Origin of the sequence: Flavobacterium aquiphilum (assembly GCF_027111335.1) — a bacterium.
Taxonomy (GTDB): Bacteria; Bacteroidota; Bacteroidia; order Flavobacteriales; family Flavobacteriaceae; genus Flavobacterium; species Flavobacterium aquiphilum.
Genome location: NZ_CP114288.1, coordinates 194,873 through 217,643 on the forward strand (window position 1 = coordinate 194,873; position 22,771 = coordinate 217,643).

The 22,771-nt window shown below is 36.2% G+C and carries 15 protein-coding genes; 8 read left to right on the top strand and 7 right to left on the bottom strand.

Going from position 1 to position 22,771, the window contains the following annotated elements; genetic code table 11:
* Positions 1-214: 214 nt before the first annotated feature.
* A complete protein-coding gene (locus OZP12_RS00800) occupies positions 215-1,015 on the top strand; it encodes a polysaccharide deacetylase family protein (protein WP_281227142.1) in 801 nt (266 codons plus the stop codon).
* A gap of 85 nt (positions 1,016-1,100) precedes the next feature.
* Here OZP12_RS00800 and OZP12_RS00805 read toward each other — a convergent pair whose 3' ends face one another.
* The 6 genes from OZP12_RS00805 to OZP12_RS00830 form a co-directional block, all read right to left on the bottom strand.
* A complete protein-coding gene (locus tag OZP12_RS00805; RefSeq protein WP_281227144.1) occupies positions 1,101-2,801 on the bottom strand; it encodes a sodium/sugar symporter in 1,701 nt (566 codons plus the stop codon).
* Positions 2,802-3,092: 291 nt separating this feature from the next.
* Entirely contained in the window at positions 3,093-4,136 is a 1,044-nt protein-coding gene (gene galE, locus OZP12_RS00810; protein ID WP_281227145.1) for a UDP-glucose 4-epimerase GalE, read from the bottom strand.
* A gap of 2 nt (positions 4,137-4,138) precedes the next feature.
* Positions 4,139-5,188, bottom strand: a complete 1,050-nt coding sequence (locus tag OZP12_RS00815; RefSeq protein ID WP_281227146.1) for a UDP-glucose--hexose-1-phosphate uridylyltransferase — start codon at positions 5,186-5,188, stop codon at positions 4,139-4,141.
* Positions 5,189-5,196: 8 nt separating this feature from the next.
* A complete protein-coding gene (gene galK / locus OZP12_RS00820; protein WP_281227147.1) occupies positions 5,197-6,360 on the bottom strand; it encodes a galactokinase in 1,164 nt (387 codons plus the stop codon).
* Between the two features lie 51 nt (positions 6,361-6,411).
* Positions 6,412-7,446, bottom strand: coding sequence for a glycoside hydrolase family 53 protein (locus OZP12_RS00825; protein ID WP_281227148.1), 1,035 nt, complete (start codon positions 7,444-7,446; stop codon positions 6,412-6,414).
* Between the two features lie 12 nt (positions 7,447-7,458).
* The gene (locus OZP12_RS00830; protein WP_281227149.1) at positions 7,459-8,469 is read right to left on the bottom strand and encodes an aldose epimerase family protein; all 1,011 of its coding nucleotides are present in this window, start codon (positions 8,467-8,469) and stop codon (positions 7,459-7,461) included.
* A gap of 154 nt (positions 8,470-8,623) precedes the next feature.
* On the opposite strand from OZP12_RS00830, the gene OZP12_RS00835 reads away from it, so the two are divergent.
* The 5 genes from OZP12_RS00835 to fsa all read left to right on the top strand — a co-directional run bounded on the left by OZP12_RS00835 (position 8,624) and on the right by fsa (position 17,389).
* Positions 8,624-9,622 carry a GntR family transcriptional regulator gene (locus OZP12_RS00835; protein WP_281227150.1) on the top strand — a complete coding sequence of 333 codons (999 nt, stop codon included), beginning with the start codon at positions 8,624-8,626 and terminating at the stop codon, positions 9,620-9,622.
* Between the two features lie 722 nt (positions 9,623-10,344).
* A complete protein-coding gene (locus OZP12_RS00840; protein ID WP_281227151.1) occupies positions 10,345-11,403 on the top strand; it encodes a glycoside hydrolase family 43 protein in 1,059 nt (352 codons plus the stop codon).
* Positions 11,404-11,419: 16 nt separating this feature from the next.
* Entirely contained in the window at positions 11,420-14,035 is a 2,616-nt protein-coding gene (locus OZP12_RS00845; RefSeq protein ID WP_281227152.1) for an alpha-L-arabinofuranosidase C-terminal domain-containing protein, read from the top strand.
* Between the two features lie 499 nt (positions 14,036-14,534).
* Positions 14,535-16,586, top strand: coding sequence for a transketolase family protein (locus OZP12_RS00850; protein ID WP_281227153.1), 2,052 nt, complete (start codon positions 14,535-14,537; stop codon positions 16,584-16,586).
* Positions 16,587-16,732: 146 nt separating this feature from the next.
* Complete coding sequence (gene fsa, locus OZP12_RS00855; RefSeq protein WP_281227154.1) at positions 16,733-17,389, top strand: fructose-6-phosphate aldolase; 657 nt, start codon at positions 16,733-16,735, stop codon at positions 17,387-17,389.
* 95 nt (positions 17,390-17,484) lie between these two features.
* Here the strand turns inward: fsa and OZP12_RS00860 are convergent, their stop codons facing one another.
* On the bottom strand, positions 17,485-18,177 hold the full coding sequence (locus tag OZP12_RS00860; protein ID WP_281227155.1) for an NUDIX hydrolase: 693 nt from the start codon (positions 18,175-18,177) through the stop codon (positions 17,485-17,487).
* 933 nt (positions 18,178-19,110) lie between these two features.
* Between OZP12_RS00860 and OZP12_RS00865 the strand changes: the two genes are divergently transcribed.
* Complete coding sequence (locus OZP12_RS00865; RefSeq protein ID WP_281227157.1) at positions 19,111-20,658, top strand: alpha-N-arabinofuranosidase; 1,548 nt, start codon at positions 19,111-19,113, stop codon at positions 20,656-20,658.
* 89 nt (positions 20,659-20,747) lie between these two features.
* Positions 20,748-22,709, top strand: coding sequence for a glycoside hydrolase family 127 protein (locus tag OZP12_RS00870; protein ID WP_281227158.1), 1,962 nt, complete (start codon positions 20,748-20,750; stop codon positions 22,707-22,709).
* Positions 22,710-22,771: the final 62 nt, after the last annotated feature.

Here is a 22,771-nt window from a genome sequence, read left to right on the forward strand (position 1 = left end):
CACATCACGTAAAGCTTTACTGGCTTCACGTGATTTTTTGTATTCTTTCCTATTCCGTGAATGCAAATTTAACTGCACCTGCAAATAACTTACTATCAATACAAAAGCCAATCCTTCTCTTTGATTTATAAAAAATAGTGGGTATGTTTACAAAGTAAAGCCTTCTTAAAAACAGTGCTATACTAACCAATCCCCTCAAAACAATTAATTCTCTATGAAATTTAAAAACCTCATCATTCTTCCCTTATTGCTATTAGTCAATAATTTATCTTATGCCCAAAAAGAATCCGCAAACTGGAACGGCAAAAAATGTGCTGTCGTTTTAACTTATGACGATGCCCTAAACATTCATCTCAACAAAGTAATCCCTGCTCTCAATGCATATCACCTTAAGGGTACTTTTTATCTTATTGCTTCAAGGCCAGCTGTTATAGACAGAATGGAGGAATGGCGTGCAGCTTCCAAAAAAGGACATGAGCTGGGAAATCACACTTTGTATCATCCCTGCGACGGCAGTTTGACGGGACGCGAATGGGTTGATAAAGAAAATGATCTTACCAATTATACAGCTGCAAGAGCAGTAAAAGAAATAAGAACAACAAACCAACTTTTAAAGGCTATTGACGGCAAAACGGAACGTACTTTTGCATATCCCTGCGGTGACCTGAAAATTGGCGATTCGATTTATTATAATTCTTTAAAAAATGATTTTGTGGCAGCAAGAGGAGTTCAACAAGGATTTCTTCAAGCCAAAGAAGTAGATTTATCTAATGTGAATTCTTTTGTGGAAGTCGGAAGCACCGCAGCACAAATGATTGCCCAAATCGAAGAAGCCGAAAAAGCAGGATCATTTATTGTTTTATTATTCCATGGTGTTGGTGGAGAACATGCATTAAATGTAGATTGGGAGGAACACCAAAAATTACTCGATTACTTAAAGAACAGAGAAAAAGATATTTGGGTTACAACAATGGTGGATTTAGGTAAATATATTCAAAACAAACAATCTCATTAATCCAGTACCTCAAAATCAATTTTATAAAAAAAGTGCGAAACCAAACAAATTCGGTTTCGCACTTTTTTATAACTAACAATTATTTTTACCAGAACTTCACATACAAAGCAACGATGATTAATAATGTCAATACAATTAACACCATTGTTTGTGGTTTTACTTTGAACATTTCAGTATCCAAGTCGAAAGCTTTTGGATTCACTTTTGGTCCAGCCAAACTCACCGCAATCATCAAAAGCATAGTGAACGCAAATGATAATCCCATACAGATGTGGAACGGAATTTCATAGATTCCTTTAGCATTTGCGTAAGCAGTATACAATAAAGTTTCGTTTCCGAATAATGCAGGAGCAAATTCATTGAATAAAACAGATAATAAGAAACCTGTGATTACACCAACAATAGCTGCAGCTCCTGTTGTTCTTTTCCAGAACATACCAAGAATGAACATCGCGAATACCCCTGGACTAATAAATCCAGTATATTTTTGAATGTAAGTGAAACCACCTACACCACCAATTCCTAACAAGTCATTCCAAGTAAATAAAACAGCAAGAATCATAGCTGCAACAACAGCGTATCTTCCGATGTTTACCTGAGCTCTATCAGTAGCGCTTTTTTGAATGTATTTTTTATGTACGTCCAAAGTATAGATAGTAGAAATACTGTTTACTTTACCAGCCAAAGATGCCACGATCGCAGCTGTCAAAGCAGCAACAGATAATCCTTTCAAACCAGTTGGTAAGAATGTTAACATAGCAGAATAAGCTCCGTCTTTTCCTCCAACCAATTGTGGTAAGTGACCTGTTTCATGTAAAACAAAAGCAGCAATACCAGGCAGCATTACGATAAGAGGCATCAATAATTTCAAGAATCCAGCAAATAAAATACCTGTACGTGCAGTTTGCAAATCAGCTCCCAAAGCTCTTTGAGTGATGTATTGGTTACATCCCCAGTAATTAAGGTTGATAATCCAGATACCTGCTAAATAAGACAACATTCCAGGGAAAGTCAAATATTTGTCAATGGCTAACTGAGATGTTTGCGCAGTAACCATCGTGTCATGTGGTTTAGGAATAATCATTTTAAAATGCTCTGGTGCTTTTTCCATCAATACATTAAAACCAGCAATTGCATCGTGACCAAAACCAAAATAGTTACCAACAGTTGTCAAAGCAATGTAAGAAGTAACTAATCCTCCAATAATCAAAACCGCTACCTGAATTACGTCAGTATAAGCAACCACCTTCATACCTCCTAAAGAAATCAATAAGGCAAAAACCGCAAGACCAATCATGATGGCGTGTAGGTATTCTCCACCTGCCAATCCATTAATAGCAACAGCTCCTAAGTATAAAATAGAAGTCAAGTTCACGAAAACATATAAAAACAACCAGAAAACAGCCATAATCAAAGCTGTCGATTCGTTATATCTAGTTTTCAAAAATTGAGGCATGGTGTAAATCTTGTTTTTCAAATAAACAGGAATAAACCAAATCGCAATGATAATCAAAGCAATGGCAGCAATCCATTCGTAAGCAGCAACGGCGATTCCCAAAAAGTAACCTTCACCACTCATCCCGATAAATTGCTCGGCCGATATGTTGGAAGCGATCAAAGAAGCTCCGATAGCCCACCAAGTAAGTGTTCCTTCGGCAAGAAAGTAAGCTTTTGCATCGTGCTCATTTTTTTCACGTTTGCGATAAATCATATATCCATAGGTAGATACGATGACAAAATAAATAATAAATACTGCGTAATCCGCAAAAACAAGGTTCTGGCTCATGAGTTAATAGTCTTTTTTAAAATTAATATTATTATGTGGTTGTTTGTTTTTAAGCTTTGCAATCTACTATTTTATACATTAAAACACAGTTATTTCCTAAAAAAAATTAAAATTCGATAATGCAATCAATTGTAAAATGTCATTTCTATTTTAATTCACTTCTTTTTTTATGAATTATGGAAGCCAAATGTAAAATAAAAATATTTATTTACAATGTTCATAAATGTATTTTTTACATTTATTTTTAATTTAGTTGTTAAAATCTACAAAAAGTACGATTCTCTTGCCTAATTAAACACTTTTAGGCATAAATTCGGGACTGGTTCGAATCTTTTGTTCCCATTTCCAGGCGCTAGCCATCGCTTCTTCCAATGTTGAAACAGTTTTCCATCCCAAAACGTTATTGGCTTTATCGGTATTGGCGTAAGCCTCAGTAACATCTCCTTCTCTTCTTCCTACAATCTTATATGGTAATTTTTGTCCGCTTACTTTTTCAAAGGCGGCAATCACTTCCAATACAGAACTTCCTTTACCTGTTCCAAGATTGAAGATTTCCAAAGGCTCAGCATTCTTTTTGTCCAACAAACGTTGCAAAGCAATAACATGAGCTTTGGCCAAATCAACTACGTGAATATAATCGCGTACACAAGTTCCATCAACCGTTGGGTAATCATTTCCATAAACCGACAATTCAGCACGCAACCCCATTCCTGCTTGAGTAATAAACGGAACCAAATTTTGAGGCACACCAATTGGCAATTCACCAATCTCCGCAGAAGGGTGTGAACCGATAGGATTGAAATAGCGAAGCAAAATGGCATTAATACCGCTTACTTTAACCACATCAGAAATAATTTCTTCTCCAATTTGTTTTGTGTTTCCGTAAGGAGACAATGCTGGCTGAATAGGAGTTGTTTCAGCTATTGGCATTACTTCGGCCTGACCGTAAACTGTACAAGAAGAGCTAAAGATAAAATGAGCTGCTGCCTTTTTCTCTAATTCCTGTAAAATATAAACCAAAGCTCCCAAATTGTTTTCATAATACAATAAAGGATTCTTTACGCTTTCGCCAACAGCTTTTGAAGCTGCAAAATGAATTACTCCCGCAACATCGTCATGCTCCTTAAAAAAATCCTGAACAGCTTTCTTCTCTCTTAAATCAATAGCTGAAAAAATAGGTTTCTTCCCGGTAATTCTTTCAATCCCGTCCAAAACTTCAATCGAAGAATTAGACAGATTGTCTATCACAACTACTTCAAAACCTTGGTTTTGCAACTCAACAACGGTATGGGACCCTATAAAACCCAAACCTCCTGTAACTACTATTTTACTCATCACTATTTGTTTTTATAATGTACTTCAGGTAATGCTTTTAAAACTGCAGCACTTTTCTCAGGTGTGATATCCCTTTGTGCTTCGCCCATCATTTCGTAACCAACCATAAATTTCTTTACAGAAGCCGAACGCAATAATGGTGGGTAAAAATGCATGTGGAATTGCCATTCAGGATGCGATTCACCATCAGTTGGTGCTTGGTGAATCCCGGAAGAATAAGGGAAAGAAGTCTCAAAAAGATTATCGTATTTTGTCGTTAATGTCTTTAAAATTGAGGCATAAGCAGAAACTTCCTCATCAGTAAACTCAGTAATTTTTGTAATATGTCTTGTGCTGATAATCATCGTTTCGAAAGGCCAAATTGCCCAAAACGGAACTAATGCAACGAAATGATCATTCTCAACTACGATACGCTCCTTAGCTTCTAATTCGTCTTTCAAATAATCCAACAATAGATTACTTCCATTTTTTTCGAAATAAGCTTTCAGGCTGTTTTGTGTTTTCTCAACTTGAGTAGGCAATGAAGATTGCGCCCAAATTTGTCCGTGTGGATGTGGGTTACTACATCCCATTACACTGCCTTTGTTTTCGAAAATCTGTACGTGGTTGATGTAATCTACATTTCCTAAATCAGTGTATTCTTTTTGCCATGTTCTAACAATATTCTCTATCGAAGGAAGATCCATCTCTGGCAAAGTCAAATCGTGTCTTGGCGAGAAACAAACCACTCTGGCGATACCGCGCTCTGGTTTTGCTTTAAAGAAAGTTGGTTTTGTTTCCTCTTCAAACGCAATTGGCTCTTGTTTTACGGCCGCAAAATCATTATCAAAAACAAAACTCGATTCATACTTTGGATTGTTTTCACCATTGGCACGAACATTCCCCGGACACAAGTAACATGTTGGATCGTATTCCGGAAGCGCATCTGTATGGATTTTTTCATTTTGGCCTTGCCAAGGTCTTTTTGCTCTATGTGGAGATACCAAAACCCATTCGTTAATCAATGGATTAAATCGTCTGTGTGGATCTTCGTAAATATCAAAATTTCTCATCTTACTTCTTATTTATATAATGATGTTCCGTTACCGATTTTTACATCATAAATTTTCAATTCAATATCAAAAGCCTCTTTGTATAATTTTGAGAACTTATCTTTTATTTGTTGCTCTTGTCCTTTTTTAACTAAGTTAATGGTACAGCCACCAAAACCGCCTCCCATCAACCTTGAACCAATAACTGCCGTTTCAGCTTTAGCCAAATCCACTAATAAATCCAACTCTTCACAGCTTACTTCATAATCTTTAGACAATCCTTCGTGGGTTGCAAACATTAACTCTCCTAATAATTCAATGTTTCCATTGTCTAATGCTTCACAGGCCTGAATAACACGATTGATTTCTTTTACCACAAAAAGAGAACGTCTGAAAACGTCATGACTCATTTTATCTTTTAAATCAATTATTGTTTGTTCAGTACAATCTCTAAAACTTTTTATCTCAGGGAAATTAGATTTTACAATCGCGATTCCTTCTTCACATTGCTGTCTTCTTTCATTATAAGCCGATGTCATTAATGAGTGTTTTACATTCGAATCAAACAAAATCAATGAATAATCATTAAAATCAGCATTATGATATTCGTATTCAAGTGTTTTGCAATCAATTCTGATCACTTTATCCTCAAGTCCCATCACGCTTGAGAACTGATCCATAATTCCGCATTTGATTCCAACCCAATGTTCCGATTTTTGTCCCAATAAAGCAATGTCAATTGGCTTAATATTCAAATTGAATAAATCGTTCAATCCAAATAAGAAACCACATTCTAAAGCTGCTGAAGATGACAAACCAGAACCCACAGGAATGTTACTACTGAAAACACAGTTAACTCCTTCAAACTTAAACCCGTTAATTTTTAACTGATTAATGATTCCTCTAATGTAGTTTGTCCAGGCATTATCGTCTAATTTTACCTCAGCCGTAACATCAATTTCAAACTCATCATTAAGGTCTAAAGCAATAATTCTGGATGTATTTGTATTGTTTTTTGCGAAAGCAAAACAGATAATCTTGTCAATTGCAGCTGGCAAAACATAACCGTCATTATAATCAATGTGCTCGCCAATAATGTTAATTCTCCCTGGAGAAAGCACTACTTTTTCAGGAGCACTTCCGAATTTCTCCTGAAAAGAATCTGTTGTTTTTTTAATTAATGTATCGTTCATTCTTTTGAAATTATTAAAATATTTGTTCTTAAAATGTTTCTCTTTTTCTAATTAATTTTTAAAAGCGTCCAAAGCCATCGAAGGTTTCCCATCTGCTCTCCATGCACTCAATTCATAGTGACTCCAGGATTTTGCTCCCTGCGGTTCCCAATAGAGTACTCCCAGACCTTTATTGTTGGGTACTGCTTTTACCGCTTTGATCACGGCAACCAACATATCGTAAGTGTTTTGTTCCTCAGTATCCACTCCACCAACTTCAACTATCATTACTTCTTTATCGTAGCGAGCTGCCATATCATTTAGATTATTCGCCAAATCTGCAATGGTTGCTTTATAATCACTTTTGATCCAATAGGGATAATACGACATTCCAATTACATCATACTTCACGTTATTTGCCTTTGCATTGTCAAAAAACCATCTGAATTTTCCACTGTTATTGCCTTCGTCCAAATGAACGATTACTTTGATTTTTGAATCAATTGCCTTGGTTGCTTCATATCCTTTATTTAGCAACTGTGCCAATTGACCAAAGTTGTTGGTACTTCCTTCCGGCCATAACATCCCTCCGGGAATTTCGTTCCCCACTTGTACCCATTCTGGTGTGACTCCAGCCTCTTTCAATGCTTTCAAAACATCAGTTGTATGAGCGTAAACATCGTTAAGCAATTCTGCAAAAGTATGATCTTTCCAAGCCAAAGGCTTATTTTGCTTACCGGGATCGGCCCAAGAATCACTATAATGAAAGTCAATCATTATGCGCATTCCCATCTTTTGAGCGCGAACAGCCATAGCTACCGTTTCTTCCTTGCTGCAATGCCCGCTTGCCTTATCATCCGAAGGATTTACCCAAACACGAAGCCTGATGGTATTCATTCCTCTGTCTTTCAATAGTTGCAAACAATCTTTTTTGGTTCCGTCAGCATCATAAAATTGATATCCTGTCGCTTCCATTTGTGGCAACCAACCCACATCTGCCCCTTTGGCAAATGAATTTTCATTAGGTTCCGGTATCGCCTTATTGGTAGTGCAACAAGAAAAAATCAAAACCAAAAAAAACACCGATGACCATAATACTTTTTTCATTTCGGATTCCTTTTACAATGATTTAAATTTATAAAGTGTATTATGTACATATTCCTCTCCCTTTTTCAGAAGCGCACTCGGAAAATGTCCGTGATTAGGTGCATCAGGAAAGTTTTGCGTTTCAAAACAAATACCGCTTAACGTATGATAATCGGCATTTTCTTTTCCTTTTATTGTATTGAAACAGTTTCCTCCAACATAGATATGAACTCCAGGCTGATCGGTGTAAACTGTCATTTTTAAATTATTCTTTTCACTAAAAAGTGAAGCGGCAAATTCGTCTTTACCTCTTAAAACAAAAGTATTGTCTATCGAAGCTGGGCATTTTTTTGGTGTAAAAAAATCAAAATCGGTATTGTTCACCTCCAAAACCCTACCAGTTGGAATACAGTCATCAGCAACCTCAAGCATTTGTCGGGTATTCACTATCAATTCCTGATTCACCACACTAGAAGAATGCCCATCAAGGTTGAAATAACTATGGTGCGTCAAATTCACCATAGTATCCTCGTTCGTCTTGGCAGAATATCTGATAATCAATTCATTTTCTTCAGAAAGTATATAAGTCAGTTCCACAGACAAATCCCCCGGATAATTTGCTTCATTAGCAGGACTTAGGTAAGTTAAAGTAATAGATGGATTTGCCCCTTCATTTACCTTTTTCACTTCCCAAACCTTTTTGCTGAAATTATCAATTCCGCCGTGCAAAGAATTCCCGTTATTATTCTTTTCCAAATGAACAGCTTTTCCATTCAAAGTAAAAACTGCATCATTGATTCGACCGGCATAACGACCAACAGTAGTTCCTAGATAAGGAGCACTTGGCAAATCAAATGAGTTTATATAGCTTTCCAAATTATCGAAACCTAAAACAACATCGACCATTTCACCATTTTTCAATGGTATTTTTAGAGCCGAAACCGTTGCACCATAATTGATTACTTCCAGTTTAGCTCCTTTGCTGTTCGTTAATTCATACGAATTCACAACTTTTCCGTCGGGTGTTGTTCCAAATAATTTCATTTTCAGAATTAATTTAAAATTTAAATGTGATATCTATTTTGTTTTGACTCCTTTATTGTCATTTTCTCAAATGCCGAAAACAAAAATAGAAATAATAATTTGATGTTACATACCAGTACCTACCAGTTTTTGTATATTTGTAAAAACTGCTGACATGAAAATCGTAAATGTTCATAAAAACAAAGGCGTTCCAAAATACAGACAAATCATTTTTTCGATCGAAAAAGCGATAGAAGAAGGCTTATTGAAAAAGGACGAAAAACTACCCTCGATAAATAAAATCTGCCTCGATTTTTCATTGTCCCGCGATACCGTTTTACTAGCCTATGATGAATTGAAAAAAAGAGGAATAGTGTACGCCATTCCTGGAAAAGGATATTATGTAAAGAGTCTGGAAACCAACATAAAACAAAAAATATTCTTACTTTTTGATGAGCTAAACAGCTTTAAGGAAGACCTTTACAATTCGTTTTTGGAGAACATCGGGAAGAATGTACAGGTAGATATTTTCTTTCACCATTTCAATATCCAGGTGTTTCAAAAATTGATAAATGACAGCAACGGAAACTACACCAAATACATTATTATGCCAACCAATTTAGTTGGAGTTCCATCGATGATTGAAACCCTACCAGCTAATGAAGTTATCATCCTGGACCAAACAAATGAGGAATTAAAATTGTATCCCGCCATTTATCAAAATCACAAAAAAGACATTTTTGAAGGTTTGGACAAAGGAAAAACGAGATTAGACAAGTACAAAAAATTCATCATGATTTTCCCAGGTTTCAGGGAACCGTTGGGAATGAAAGTTGGTTTTGAAAACTTTTGCAATGAACACCACATTGACTATGTAATTATCAATGAATTCACGAATAATGAAATTACCATTGGTGGTGTTTACATCATCCCAAATGATAGGGATTTGGTTAAGGTTATTGAAAAAGCCCGCCAGCAAAACTTAAAACTTGGAACCGATTTTGGCATTATTTCCTATAATGAAACCCCATTAAAAAAAGTAGTTTCTAATGGAATCACAACCATTTCTACCGATTTTACAGCGATGGGAAGATTATTAGCACAAATGATCCTTACCGGGAAAAAAGAACAAATCGAAAACAGAAGCGCTTTGATAATCAGGAATTCATTGTAAAAAGAAAAAGAAGGCTAACCAAAACCTTCTTTTTCGAACCAAAACTTAAACTAATTAATTTGAAATTTAATCTTTTAAATGATCTTATTAAGTCTCCTTAACCACAAAACCAAATTTTAAACTTAAACCAATTTATTTTTAATAGACTAATATTGAGAGTATGGTAAAACTCAAATAATAGCCAAACATTTTCTTCACTGTAACTTGGTTAATTTATGCCCAAGGCGTACACTTCGGGCATAAATATGTTAAACATTTATTTGCGATTCCTGCTAAATAATTTTAACAGATCCCAAAAATTATAAACTAATTACCTACAGTTGTAAACTAACTAACACTTATAAAATCAATGACAACAAACCACTGTATTATTGAATTTTATAAATACAAAGTAAAGTCGATTTCAAAAATAACAGAAGGGATAAATTCGAAAAAAAAGAGGGACAAAATTGTAATTTCATTTTTTTTCAAAAGAGAATTACAACTATTCACTTATCATTAAAATATCATTTAGTCCGCCAAGACTAGAAAAACTGTTCAATTTTATTAATGATGGAATAATTTAAAAGATAAAAGTTCAAAATGATATTTTTTCTTTTGTTTTTCTGAAACAAATTTAATTACATTTGTAAATGTGTTTTTTACATTTATTATTTTATTCTTCGTTACATTCTCAAAAAAGTAATCTGTCTTTTAAAGAGAAAAAATCAAAAGTATCGCAAATGAAAAAAATCAAAATCTTAATTGCTCTTAGCAGTCTGCTTTTTATCGGCAATACAACTTTGGCACAAAAACCAAAATTTCCAAAAGAAAAGGAAATGGGTGCTTATCTAATGGTTTATTTCAAAGATGACACACACGGTTTGTATATGGCATTGAGCAAAGACGGTTATAGTTTTACCGATGTAAACAATGCGAAACCAATTATAGCCGGTGACACGATAGCTGAACAGAAAGGAATCCGCGACCCTTATATTTATCGCAGCCCAGATGGATATTTCTATCTGGCTCTTACCGATTTACACATTTATGGACAAAAAGCCGGTTATCGTGACACCGAATGGGAACGTGACGGTAAACAATTCGGATGGGGAAACAACCGAGGCATTGTTCTTCTAAAATCTCCCGATCTGATTCATTGGTTACACACCGTTCTTCGTGTGGATCAAGCTTTTCCTAAATTGGCGGACATTGGCTGTGCTTGGGCTCCCGAATTGATTTATGACGACAAAGCCCAAAAGACCATGATTTACTTTACGATGCGTTTTGGTAACCAAAAAAACAAAGTCTATTATGCCTACATGAACAAGGATTTCACCAAAATGGAAACCTTACCCAAAAGTATTTTCGAATATCCTGAAGACAAAGAATACATCGATGCCGACATCACCAAAGTTGGCAACAAATACCACATGATGATTGCTTCCCATAACGGCGGTTCACATATAGAGCAGGCCACTTCGAACTCAATTAATACCGGCTACAAACTGGACACGAAACGTGTTGATGGCGAAAAAGTGGGATGCGAAGCCCCAAACGTCTATAAAATCATTGGTCAAAATAAATGGGTGCTTATCTACGACATCTACCGCATTAACCCGCACAATTTCGGGTTTAGTGAAACCTCCGACTTTGTGAATTTCACAAACTTGGGACACTTCAATGAAGGCGTAATGAAATCGACAAATTTCTCGGTACCAAAACATCCTGCTGTAATTCAAATCACCAAAAAAGAAGCGCAAAAACTCGCCGATAACTGGAACTGCAACATAAAATTTTAAAACATAAAATAGCATCATGATTCCTATTTTCAAATTTCAAAAACAAAAAAAACACTTTCTGGCATTGCTAATTGTATGTCTGTCGGCATTATCTGCTTTTGGTAAAAATCCGGAATCAGCCTATATTTTCTCTTACACTTCAGGGAAAAGTTTCGACGGATTACATTTTGCCTGGAGCACGGACAAAATCAGCTGGCATCCGATTGGCCCTGAATTTAGTTACATCCACTCCGATTTCGGCGCTTGGGGATCTGAAAAAAGAATGGTTGATCCTGTACTGTTCTTGGGCGCCGATGGTTTCTGGCATTGTGTATGGAGTTTGAATGAAAAAGACGGAAATTTTGCTCACGCTTCTTCCAAAGATTTACTTTATTGGGGACGTCAGTCCTACCCTGTTGTCATGAACAATAAAAACTGCCTGACTCCAGAGGTAACCTTTAACAAGGAAAAAGAGGAATACACGATCTCTTGGTTAAGCAAAGATCAAACAGAGACCAAGGCTTGGTACACAACAACTAAAGATTTTAAAAAATTTTCTGAAACGAAAAGCCTTCCTGTATCCGAATACAAAAGCTCACGCGCTACTGTTTTGATTTCAGGAAAATCAGAAACAGGCTCAATCAATAAAGTGGCCTGGAACGTAGTCGAAGGACTAATCAAAACCCAACAATTAGCAGCCTACAAAAGCCAACTTTGGGCAGAAACTACCAAAACAGACAACGAGCGTTTTGCTTCGTTGAAACCTGTAGAAGCAAAGTTCACTGTTGATGCCTCAAAAAGTAAAAAAATCAGCAATTCGTTAATCGGTATCTTTTTTGAAGATATCAACTATGGCGCTGACGGCGGTTTGTATGCCGAATTGGTTCAAAACAGAGATTTCGAATATATCCTTGCCGATACTAAAGGCAGGGACAAGACTTGGAACAGCACCAAAGCCTGGAGTTTGAAAGGCGATGGTTCAAATTACGTTATCGATTCTATCAACCCTATTCATCCCAACAACAAACATTACGCAAAACTTACAGTCAAAGATAGCAAAACGGCCTTAGTCAACGAAGGTTTTGACGGAATTGCCGTTAAGGCTGGTGAAAAATATGATTTTTCAGTATTTGCCAGAGCTGTTGAAGGTAAAGCGGGCAAACTTATTATCCGTCTCGCTGGTAAAAACGGAGAAGTTTATGGTGAAGCTTCGATTCCAACCATTGGTAAAGACTGGAAAAAATACAACACAACCATTACAGCCAAAACCACCGAAGCCAATACAAGCCTCGAAATCGTTCCGCAAATGATAGGAACATTGGATTTGGACATGATTTCGCTTTTCCCTCAAAAAACTTTCAAAGGCCGTAAAAATGGTTTACGCGCCGATTTGGCTCAACCCCTAGCCGACCTAAAACCAAAATTCATGCGTTTCCCGGGCGGCTGTGTTGCGCACGGAGACGGATTAGAAAATATCTATCGTTGGAAAAACACCATTGGTCCGCTTGAAACCAGAAAACCTATGAGCAACCTTTGGAGATATCATCAAACAGTCGGATTAGGTTATTTCGAATATTTCCAATTTTGTGAAGATATCGGAGCCGCTCCACTACCAGTAATCGCTGCCGGAGTTCCGTGTCAAAATTCATCAACAGGAGGCGCGGGTCAACAATGCGGAATCCCAATGGCAGAAATGGCCGACTACGTTCAGGATATTTTGGATTTGGTCGAATATGCCAATGGTGACGTAACAACCAAATGGGGTAAAAAACGCGCCGAAGCCGGACATCCAAAACCTTTTAACCTAAAATACATAGGCATCGGAAATGAAGATTTAATCACTGATATTTTCGAAGAACGTTTTACGATGATTTTCAAAGCCCTCAAAGAAAAACATCCTGAAATAACTGTAATCGGTACTGTAGGTCCTAATTTTGAAGGAACCGATTATCAGGAAGGATGGGATATCGCGACAAAACTAAGCGTTCCAATGGTTGATGAACATTATTACCAATCTCCGGGCTGGTTTATCTACAATCAAGATTATTATGACAGTTACGATGGCTCAAAACCGAAAGTGTATCTTGGCGAATACGCCTCTCATTTACCGGGAAGGCCTAATAATATCGAAACGGCTTTGTCCGAAGCCTTGTACCTAACCTCGGTTGAGCGCAATGGCGATGTGGTGAGCATGGCTTCTTACGCTCCATTATTGGCGAAAGACAAACATACACAATGGAACCCTAACCTTATTTATTTCAACAATACCGAGGTGAGACCAACTGTTGGTTACGAAGTACAAAAACTCTATGGACAAAACTCCGGTGACCAATACATCCCGAGCGAAACCAAGCTTTCCAACAATCAGGAAAATGTAAAAAACCGCATCGCTATTTCGGTAGTTCGCGACACAAAAACTAATGACCTAATCGTAAAACTGGTGAATATGCTACCAGTTGCGGTAAATACGTCAATCGATTTAAAAAATGGAAGCCTTGAAAACAAAGAAGCTATAAAAAGCGTACTGAAAGGCGACCCAAGTGACAAAAACGCAAAAGCAACGGTTTCCACCGCCTCTTTGTCGGAGTTAACAAATACGGAATTACCCGCTTATTCATTTACTGTTTATCGCATTAAAGCAAAAACAAAATAATTAAGTTTTGGAGCGGAATGATCTGGCCTTCTTGCCAATATCGTCCCGTTTTCCGTTTCAATCGTCTTGTATCTCGTCTTTTAGGGACGAGATACAAGACGATTTCCTCTTCACCCGGGGCTAAAAGGAGACAATTGGCTTTTTTGCCATCATCCAAAGAATAAAAAACCAAAATTCCAAAAGAAAAAAATAGACAATTTCTTTTTGTTATTGTAAAACAAATTTATCTATATTTGCAAATGTATTTTTTACACTTATTATTTTTATCTTCCGTACCATCTCAAAAATAGATGGTTATTCAAAAAGACAAACCAAAATAATAAACTTCAATTATTCGATTTAAATTTGTAGAGAGATTAAAACCTATCTCATCTTAAATCCCAAAGAATGTTTCTTTGAAACACTAAAAACAAAACACTCCTTTGAACTGATTTTTCAAAAAATCTGAAAAAGGTATAGATAGTAACCACTTATATAATACAACCAAATTAGAAAAATTATGAACCAAAAAATGGACCAATTAGCCGCTGACAATATTAGAGCACTGGCTATTTCAATGGTAGAAAAAGCAAATTCAGGACACCCTGGAGGAGCCATGGGAGGTGCCGATTTCATGCACATCTTATACACTGAATATTTGAATTATGATCCTACCCAAATGGATTGGCCTTTTAGAGACCGATTCTTTATGGATGCTGGACACTTATCGGCTTTGATGTATGCACAATACTATTTACTAGGAAACTACAAAAAAGAAGATGTGCAACAATTTAGACAATGGGGTTCGGTAACACCTGGACACCCAGAAGTTGATGTTTTAAGAGGAATCGAAAACACTTCCGGGCCTCTTGGACAAGGACATGCAATGGGTGTGGGTGCTGCGATTGCTGCTAAATTCCTCGGAGCTAGATTCGAAGGGCTTTTTGACCACAAAATATACGGATTCATCACTGACGGAGGTGTTCAGGAAGAGATTTCGCAAGGAGCAGGAAGAATCGCAGGACATTTAGGATTGAACAATTTCATTATGTTCTATGATTCCAATGATGTACAGCTTTCTTCGATGACTGATGAGGTAACTTCTGAAGATACTGCCATGAAATACAAGTCTTGGGGATGGAATGTAATCACTATTGATGGGCACAACCACTCGGAAATCCGTAAAGCATTAGACACTGCTAACCAAGAAACCGAAAGACCAACTTTGATTATCGGAAAAACGATCATGGGTAAAGGTTGCGTTACAGCCGATGGTTCTATGTATGAGGGCGAATGCGAATTGCACGGAAAACCTATTGGCGACACCAAAGCAGACTACACAAAAACCTTGATCAACCTAGGCGCAAATCCAGAAGATCCATTTGCTATTTTTGGTGATGTTGCTGTTTATTATTCTGATATTTTAGCTAAAAAAACAGAAAAAGCGGCATCGAAAAAACAGCAAATTGCACAATGGGAAAATGAAAATCCAACTTTGGCACAAAAAATGGAACTGTTTCTATCAGGCAAATTACCGGAATTGGATTTAAGCAGTGTCGTTCAAAAACCAAATTGCGCCACTAGAGACGCTTCATCTGCGGTGTTGGGTTATTTGGCGGAAAATGTAGAAAACATCATCGTTTCTTCTGCCGATTTATCAAACAGTGACAAAACTGATGGGTTCTTGAAAAAATCATCCGTATTGCAAAAAAATAATTTCAGCGGTGCCTTTTTACAAGCGGGTGTTGCCGAATTAACAATGACTTCTATCGCTAACGGTATTGCTTTGCATGGCGGAGTAATTCCTGTAGTGGCAACTTTCTTCGTATTCTCTGATTATATGAAACCTGCCATCCGATTGGCCGCCATTCAGGAACTTCCTGTAAAATACGTTTTGACTCACGACTCTTTCCGCGTGGGAGAAGACGGACCAACGCATCAGCCTATCGAGCAGGAAGCACAAATGCGTTTGTTGGAAAAAGTAAAAAACCATAAAGGACACCAAAGTTTATTGGCATTACGCCCAGCCGACGCAGTAGAAACTTCTGTAGCATGGGATATGGCTTTACAAAACACTAAAACTCCAACGGCTTTAATCCTTTCAAGACAAGGCATCAAAGATATTCCAGCTGCTACTTCTAGATATCAGGAAGCTACTGCCGCCAAAAAAGGAGGCTATTTGGTAAAAGAAACGGAAAATCCGGACATTACTTTAATCGCAAACGGATCTGAAGTTTCAACACTGATTGATGCTGCGGTAATCTTGGAAAAAGAACATAACCTGAAAATAAACATCGCTTCGATAATCTCTGAAGGCTTATTTAAATCACAATCCAAAACGTACCAAGAAAGCATTATTCCGAAAGAAAAACTAGTCTTCGGACTTACAGCAGGACTTCCGGTAAATCTTGAAGGATTAATCGGTGATAGCGGAAAAATAGTAGGACTGGATCATTTTGGATATTCCGCACCAGCAAGTGTTTTGGACGAAAAATTCGGCTTTAACAGTCAAAGCGTTTGTGCCGAAATATTAAAATATATTGAAGAAAGTGCAAAGATTCTAAGCAACTAAAACAAGTAATTAAGTTTCTGAGATGCTAAGTTTCTAAGTGAAAATCTTAGCAACTTAGGAGCTTAGAATCTTAGCAACTTTAAAAAAAAATTATAAACCCAGAATCTTAGTAACTCAGTGACTTAGGTTCTTAGCAACTCAAAAAAATGAAATTTTTTATCGATACAGCAAATTTAAAAGACATCAAAGAAGCCAATGATTTAGGAATCTTGGACGGAGTAACTACAAATCCTTCGCTAATGGCAAAAGAAGGAATCACAGGAGCAGACAACATCCTCGCACATTACGTAAAAATATGTGAATTGGTTGATGGCGATGTAAGTGCCGAGGTAATCTCAACCGATTATGAAGGCATGATAGCCGAAGGAGAAAAACTGGCGGCATTGCACCCTCAAATCGTGGTTAAAATCCCAATGATCAAGGACGGAATAAAAGCCTGTAAATATTTTTCGGATAAAGGAATCAGAACTAATGTCACCTTGGTTTTTTCAGTAGGACAAGCATTACTTGCTGCCAAAGCCGGAGCTACATATGTTTCCCCATTTTTAGGAAGACTGGATGATATTTGTACCGACGGTATGGGACTGATCGCCGATATCAGACAGATTTATGACAATTACGATTTTCAAACTCAAATTTTATCAGCTTCGGTTCGAAATACTATGCACGTTATTAATTGTGCCAAATTGGGATCGGATGTAATGACAGGACCACTATCATCCATCACCGGATTGTTGAAACATCCACTTACCGATAGCGGACTAGCCACTTTCTTGGCTGATTACCAAAAAGGAAACAGCTAGATCTAGCTATAAAATCCGTTTTCCCCAAACAAAAAAGGAAGATTCTAATTAAAGAATCTTCCTTTTTTTATTTTCAACAAACAGTTAGCTTAGTCTTAAAAATTTATCGCAAAATCATTCAGGAGTTTAGCGTCATATTTTTCTTTGTCAAAGGTATAGAGATAAGAACCTTTTCTGGATGAAGTCATATCTTTCTCATCTAATTTTATCAAAATATCCAATGAGTTTATTTTGCTAATAAAATTTCTTTTGTCGATTTTTTTATCCAAAATTGATTCATACAATTTAAGCAACTGGCTCATTTTGAATTTCTCAGGCAAAAGCTCGAAACCTACCGGTCTCATCGACGTTCTATAACGCAATCTTCTAATAGCGTGATCCAACATCTTATCGTGGTCAAAAATCAATTTTGGAACTTCGGAAACAGTGAACCATTTGGCGTGGTAATTCTGAATCAATTCGGCGTTATGTTCTTCGATGTTAATCAATGCATAATAAGCCACAGATATGGTTCTTTCCACCGGGTCACGGTCTATTTCACTATAAGTATAGAGCTGTTCCATATAAATATCCTGTAAACCAGTATAAGTATTTAAGACCCTGATAGCAGCATCATCCAATACCTCCTCATTTTTAAGGAATCCCCCCATTAATGACCATTTCCCTCTTTCCGGTTCAAAATCTCTTTTAATCAAAAGAATCTTCAATCCATCCTCTTCATCAAAACCGAAAATGATACAATCCACCGCCAATAAAACCTTATCTTCGGTACTATAACTGTTTAACATATTTACGTGTAAAAATTTGACGGTAAATATAGTAACTTCCTTAAAACTAGCAAACTTTATTTAATGTGGTTTTCACACTAATAAAACAAAAAAACACAAAAGTACATTAAACCACTGATTTGCTTTACAATATATCATTTTATACAAATCACTTTCTTGAATCCTCTTTATTAATGAAATTATAAAATTAAGGATTTAACGCCCTTTTTTTAACTTAATTTTTTGATTTATTATTTTTATTAAGTGTTAAAAATACATTTATATGCGATTTCCAACTTCAACAAGCTAAAATTTAACACGAAAAAAATAATAAAAACAATTAAACAATTGATTTTAAAATTCATTTTTGTAATCAAAAACTTTCTTTTGTAAACAAATTACGATGTAGGGAAAATTTTTATGAATAAGCAATTTCTCAGCGTTTACAAGTAACGAAAACTTTTTTCAATTTTAAAAAAGCATATTTCAAATCATTTTTAGCTTAAAATTACGATATGTGTTTTTTTATCGGCTTTTTTTAGAAAACTAATTTGTTTTTGTGCTTTTTTTTTAACTACATTTACAAATGTAAAAAACACACTTAAACTCTGCAGATGCTATGACAATACCTTTTAGAAACTTTTACAACTATTATTACTTAATAAATTGACAAAGTAGTTTTCAATAAAGAATTCCAACTTCATAAAACCCATGAGTAATTCTGAAAAACATACAGAATCATTCATAAACCAAGAAAACTATCGCAAAAAAGACTGAATTGTGGTCAAAAAACTTTAAACTAATTTTTAGATGTTGCCATAAATTAAACTAAAATGTATTCAACCCCTATTTAAAAACTTGTTTTTAATATCCATCAATTAAAACCAGGACAAAATTCAATAACCAAAAAACATTAAAAACCACGAATGTTATCATTCAAAAACTAAAAATATCATGAAAAAAATCTTATTATTCTTGTCGATTATTGCGCTTTCCAGTCAAGCAAGTTTTGCGCAAAAAGAAGCTACGGTCGTTACTATAAAAAATACTGAAAACGCCCCAACTATCAACAAAAACATCTACGGCCATTTTGCCGAACATTTAGGAAGATGTATCTACGGCGGATTTTTTGTAGGCGATACATCAAAAATACCAAATACAGCAGGTGTTCGTAATGACATTATTGCTGCCTTAAAAGATTTAAAAATTCCAAATCTACGTTGGCCTGGAGGATGTTTTGCCGATACTTACCACTGGAAAGATGGTATTGGACCTAAGGAAAACAGACCTACAATCGTAAATAAATGGTGGGGTGGCGTAACCGAAGACAATAGTTTTGGAACTCATGATTTCCTAAACATGTGTGAACTTCTAGGAGCAGAACCTTATTTATCAGGAAATGTTGGGAGCGGAACCGTTCAGGAACTAGCCGACTGGGTACAATACACCAACTTTGGAGGTAAAAGTCCGATGAGTGATTTGCGTAGAAAAAATGGAAGAACTGAACCTTGGAAAGTAAAATACTGGGGAATTGGAAATGAAGCCTGGGGTTGCGGTGGAAATATGACAGCAGAATATTATGCCGGAGAATACCGCAAATTTGCCACTTTCATGTCGGATTGGGAAAATACAGGCGGTTTAACCCGTATTGCTTCCGGATCTAACAGTTCTGATTATAACTGGACAGAAGTATTGATGAAAAACATTCCGTTAAATATGTTAGGAGGACTTGGAGTTCATCATTATGCAGTAATTGATTGGAATAAAAAAGGAGACGGTGTTAATTATACTGAAGAGCAATATTTCAAAACAATGCAATCAGCCTTGAAAATGGAAGAATTGGTTACTAAACATTCTGCCATAATGGATAAATACGATCCTCAGAAAAAAGTAGCGATGATTGTCGATGAATGGGGAGGCTGGTATGAAGTTGTAAGTGGTACAAATCCTGGGTTTTTATACCAACAAAATACTATGAGAGACGCTGTTTTGGCTGGATCTACTCTTAACATTTTCAATAATCATGCTGACAGGGTTCGTATGGCAAATTTAGCGCAATGCGTTAACGTTTTGCAGGCAGTAATCCTTACCGATAAAACCAAAATGATTTTAACGCCGACTTATCAAGTCATGAAAATGTACAGCGTTCATCAGGATGCCAAATTATTACCTGTTAGTTTTGAATCGCCTTTATACACAGTAAATGGAGAAAGTTTACCTGCAATATCTGCTTCTGCTTCGAAAGATAAAAATGGAGCAGTACACATTTCTTTGGTAAATGTCGATGCAAAAAAAGGAAACACCGTTGTAGTTGACATCAATGAACTTGGAATTAAATCCATAACTGGAACGATTCTTACCTCATCAAAACTCCAAGATTACAATTCATTTGATACACCAAACAAAATTGTTCCAACAATTTTCAAAGGTTTTGAAAACAAAAAAGGAAAACTTGAAATCAATATTCCTCCTTTCTCAGTAGTTGTTTTAGAAGGAAAATAAAAATCTAATAATCAGAATAGAGCTACAGCTTATCCTGCAAAAAAGCAAGCCGTTTTACAAGTGTAAAAAACATATTAAAAAACAATTTTATGAACTTTCTCAATTTAAAAAGACATGTTTATTTTCTGTTTATCTTATTTTCCGTCTTTGGAAAAATAAATGCCCAAAACAGTACTGCAAAAAAAAATGGATATCCAATCACACCAGTTAATATCAAAGATGTTAAAATCACAGATGCCTTTTGGCTTCCTGTTATAAAAAGAGTACAAGAAAAAACCATAGACTATGCCATTCACAAATGCGAAGAAGAAGGACGTTTGGACAATTTCCTAATTGCAGGCGGAAAAATGAAAGGCGAAGTCAAAGGACAAATGCCTTTTGATGATACCGATGTGTACAAAATAATCGAAGGAGCTTCAAATACGCTGATAAGCGAACCTAACCCTAAACTGGAAAAACTTTTAGATTCCCTTATCGCAATTATCAAAGTGGGACAAGAAAAAGACGGGTATTTAACTACTTGGAGAACTATCAATCCTGCTAAACCACCAGCAACGTGGGTTCCTGTTATTGAAGGAAAAAGATGGGAATCCCTGCAAATTAGCCACGAATTGTACAACCCTGGACATATGATTGAAGCCGCGGTAGTACACTATAAAGCAACCGGAAAAAGAAACTTCCTGGACATCGCCATCAAAACTGCCGATATGCTAGTCCGTACTTTTGGCGACAAACCAGATCAGGTTCATGGTGTTCCGGGGCATCAAATAGTTGAAACCGGTTTGGTCAATCTCTATAAAATTACCAATAACAAATCCTATTTAACTTTAGCCAAATACTTTCTTGACAATAGAGGAAATCCGAAAAACCATAAGTTGTATGGAGCCTATGCACAAGACAACATACCAGTAATCCAACAAAAGGAAGCTGTAGGCCACGCCGTGAGAGCGGTTTATATGTATGCAGGAATGACTGATATTGCTGCGATATATAACGATCAAAGTTATCTGAATGCTGTGAATAATTTGTGGCTCAATATGGTCAACAAAAAAATGTACATCACAGGCGGAATCGGAGCCAAACATGAAGGAGAAGCTTTCGGTAAAGACTATGAATTGCCAAATCTTACCGCTTACAACGAAACTTGTGCTGCCATTGGTGATGTTTATTGGAACCACAGACTGCACAGCCTAACCGGAAATTCGGATTATTTTGACATAATAGAACGCAGTTTATACAACGGATTAATCTCAGGAATTTCATTAGATGGAAAACAATTCTTCTACCCAAATGCATTGGAATCAGATGGAGTTCACAAAAACAACAGAGGTTCCTGCACACGTCAGGCATGGTTTGATTGTTCTTGTTGTCCAACCAATTTAATTCGCTTTATCCCTTCAATTCCGGGATTGATTTATTCAACAAGCAAAGACATTCTTTATGTTAATTTATACGCTTCTAATACAGCAAAAATCACATTGGACAAAACAGCTTTGGAAATTTCACAGCAAACCGATTATCCTTGGGATGGCAAAGTCGCATTAACTGTTTCTCCACAAAAAGAAAGTGAATTCACTATCAAATTAAGAATTCCGGGCTGGGCTAGAAACCAAGTTTTACCAGGCGATTTGTACAGCTATAAATCAGCTTCATCTCTTGTAACCAAGGTAACTGTAAACGAAATCCCTTTCAATCAATCAGAAGAAAAAGGATATATTATCATTACCAGAAAATGGAAAAAAGGTGATACCATAAAACTGGATTTCCCAATGGAAGTAAAAGAAGTGGTAACCAATAGCAAAGTTGAAGGCAACATCGGTAAAGTAGCTTTGGAATACGGTCCGATTGTGTATGCTATTGAAGAAATAGACAACCCTACGGACTTTGGAAAAATCACTATTAATGCCAATGATACTTTCAAAGTGACCAAAGAGAATAACCTTTTGGAAGGTGTAAATACTATTCAAACCTCAAAACTAAAAGCAATTCCATATTATTCCTGGTCAAACAGAGGTGTTGGAAAAATGAAAGTTTGGATAGATTTAAAATAAACATTAGCAACTAAGTTTTTTAGCAATTAGCATTTATACTCAAAACAGTCCTGATAAATAAA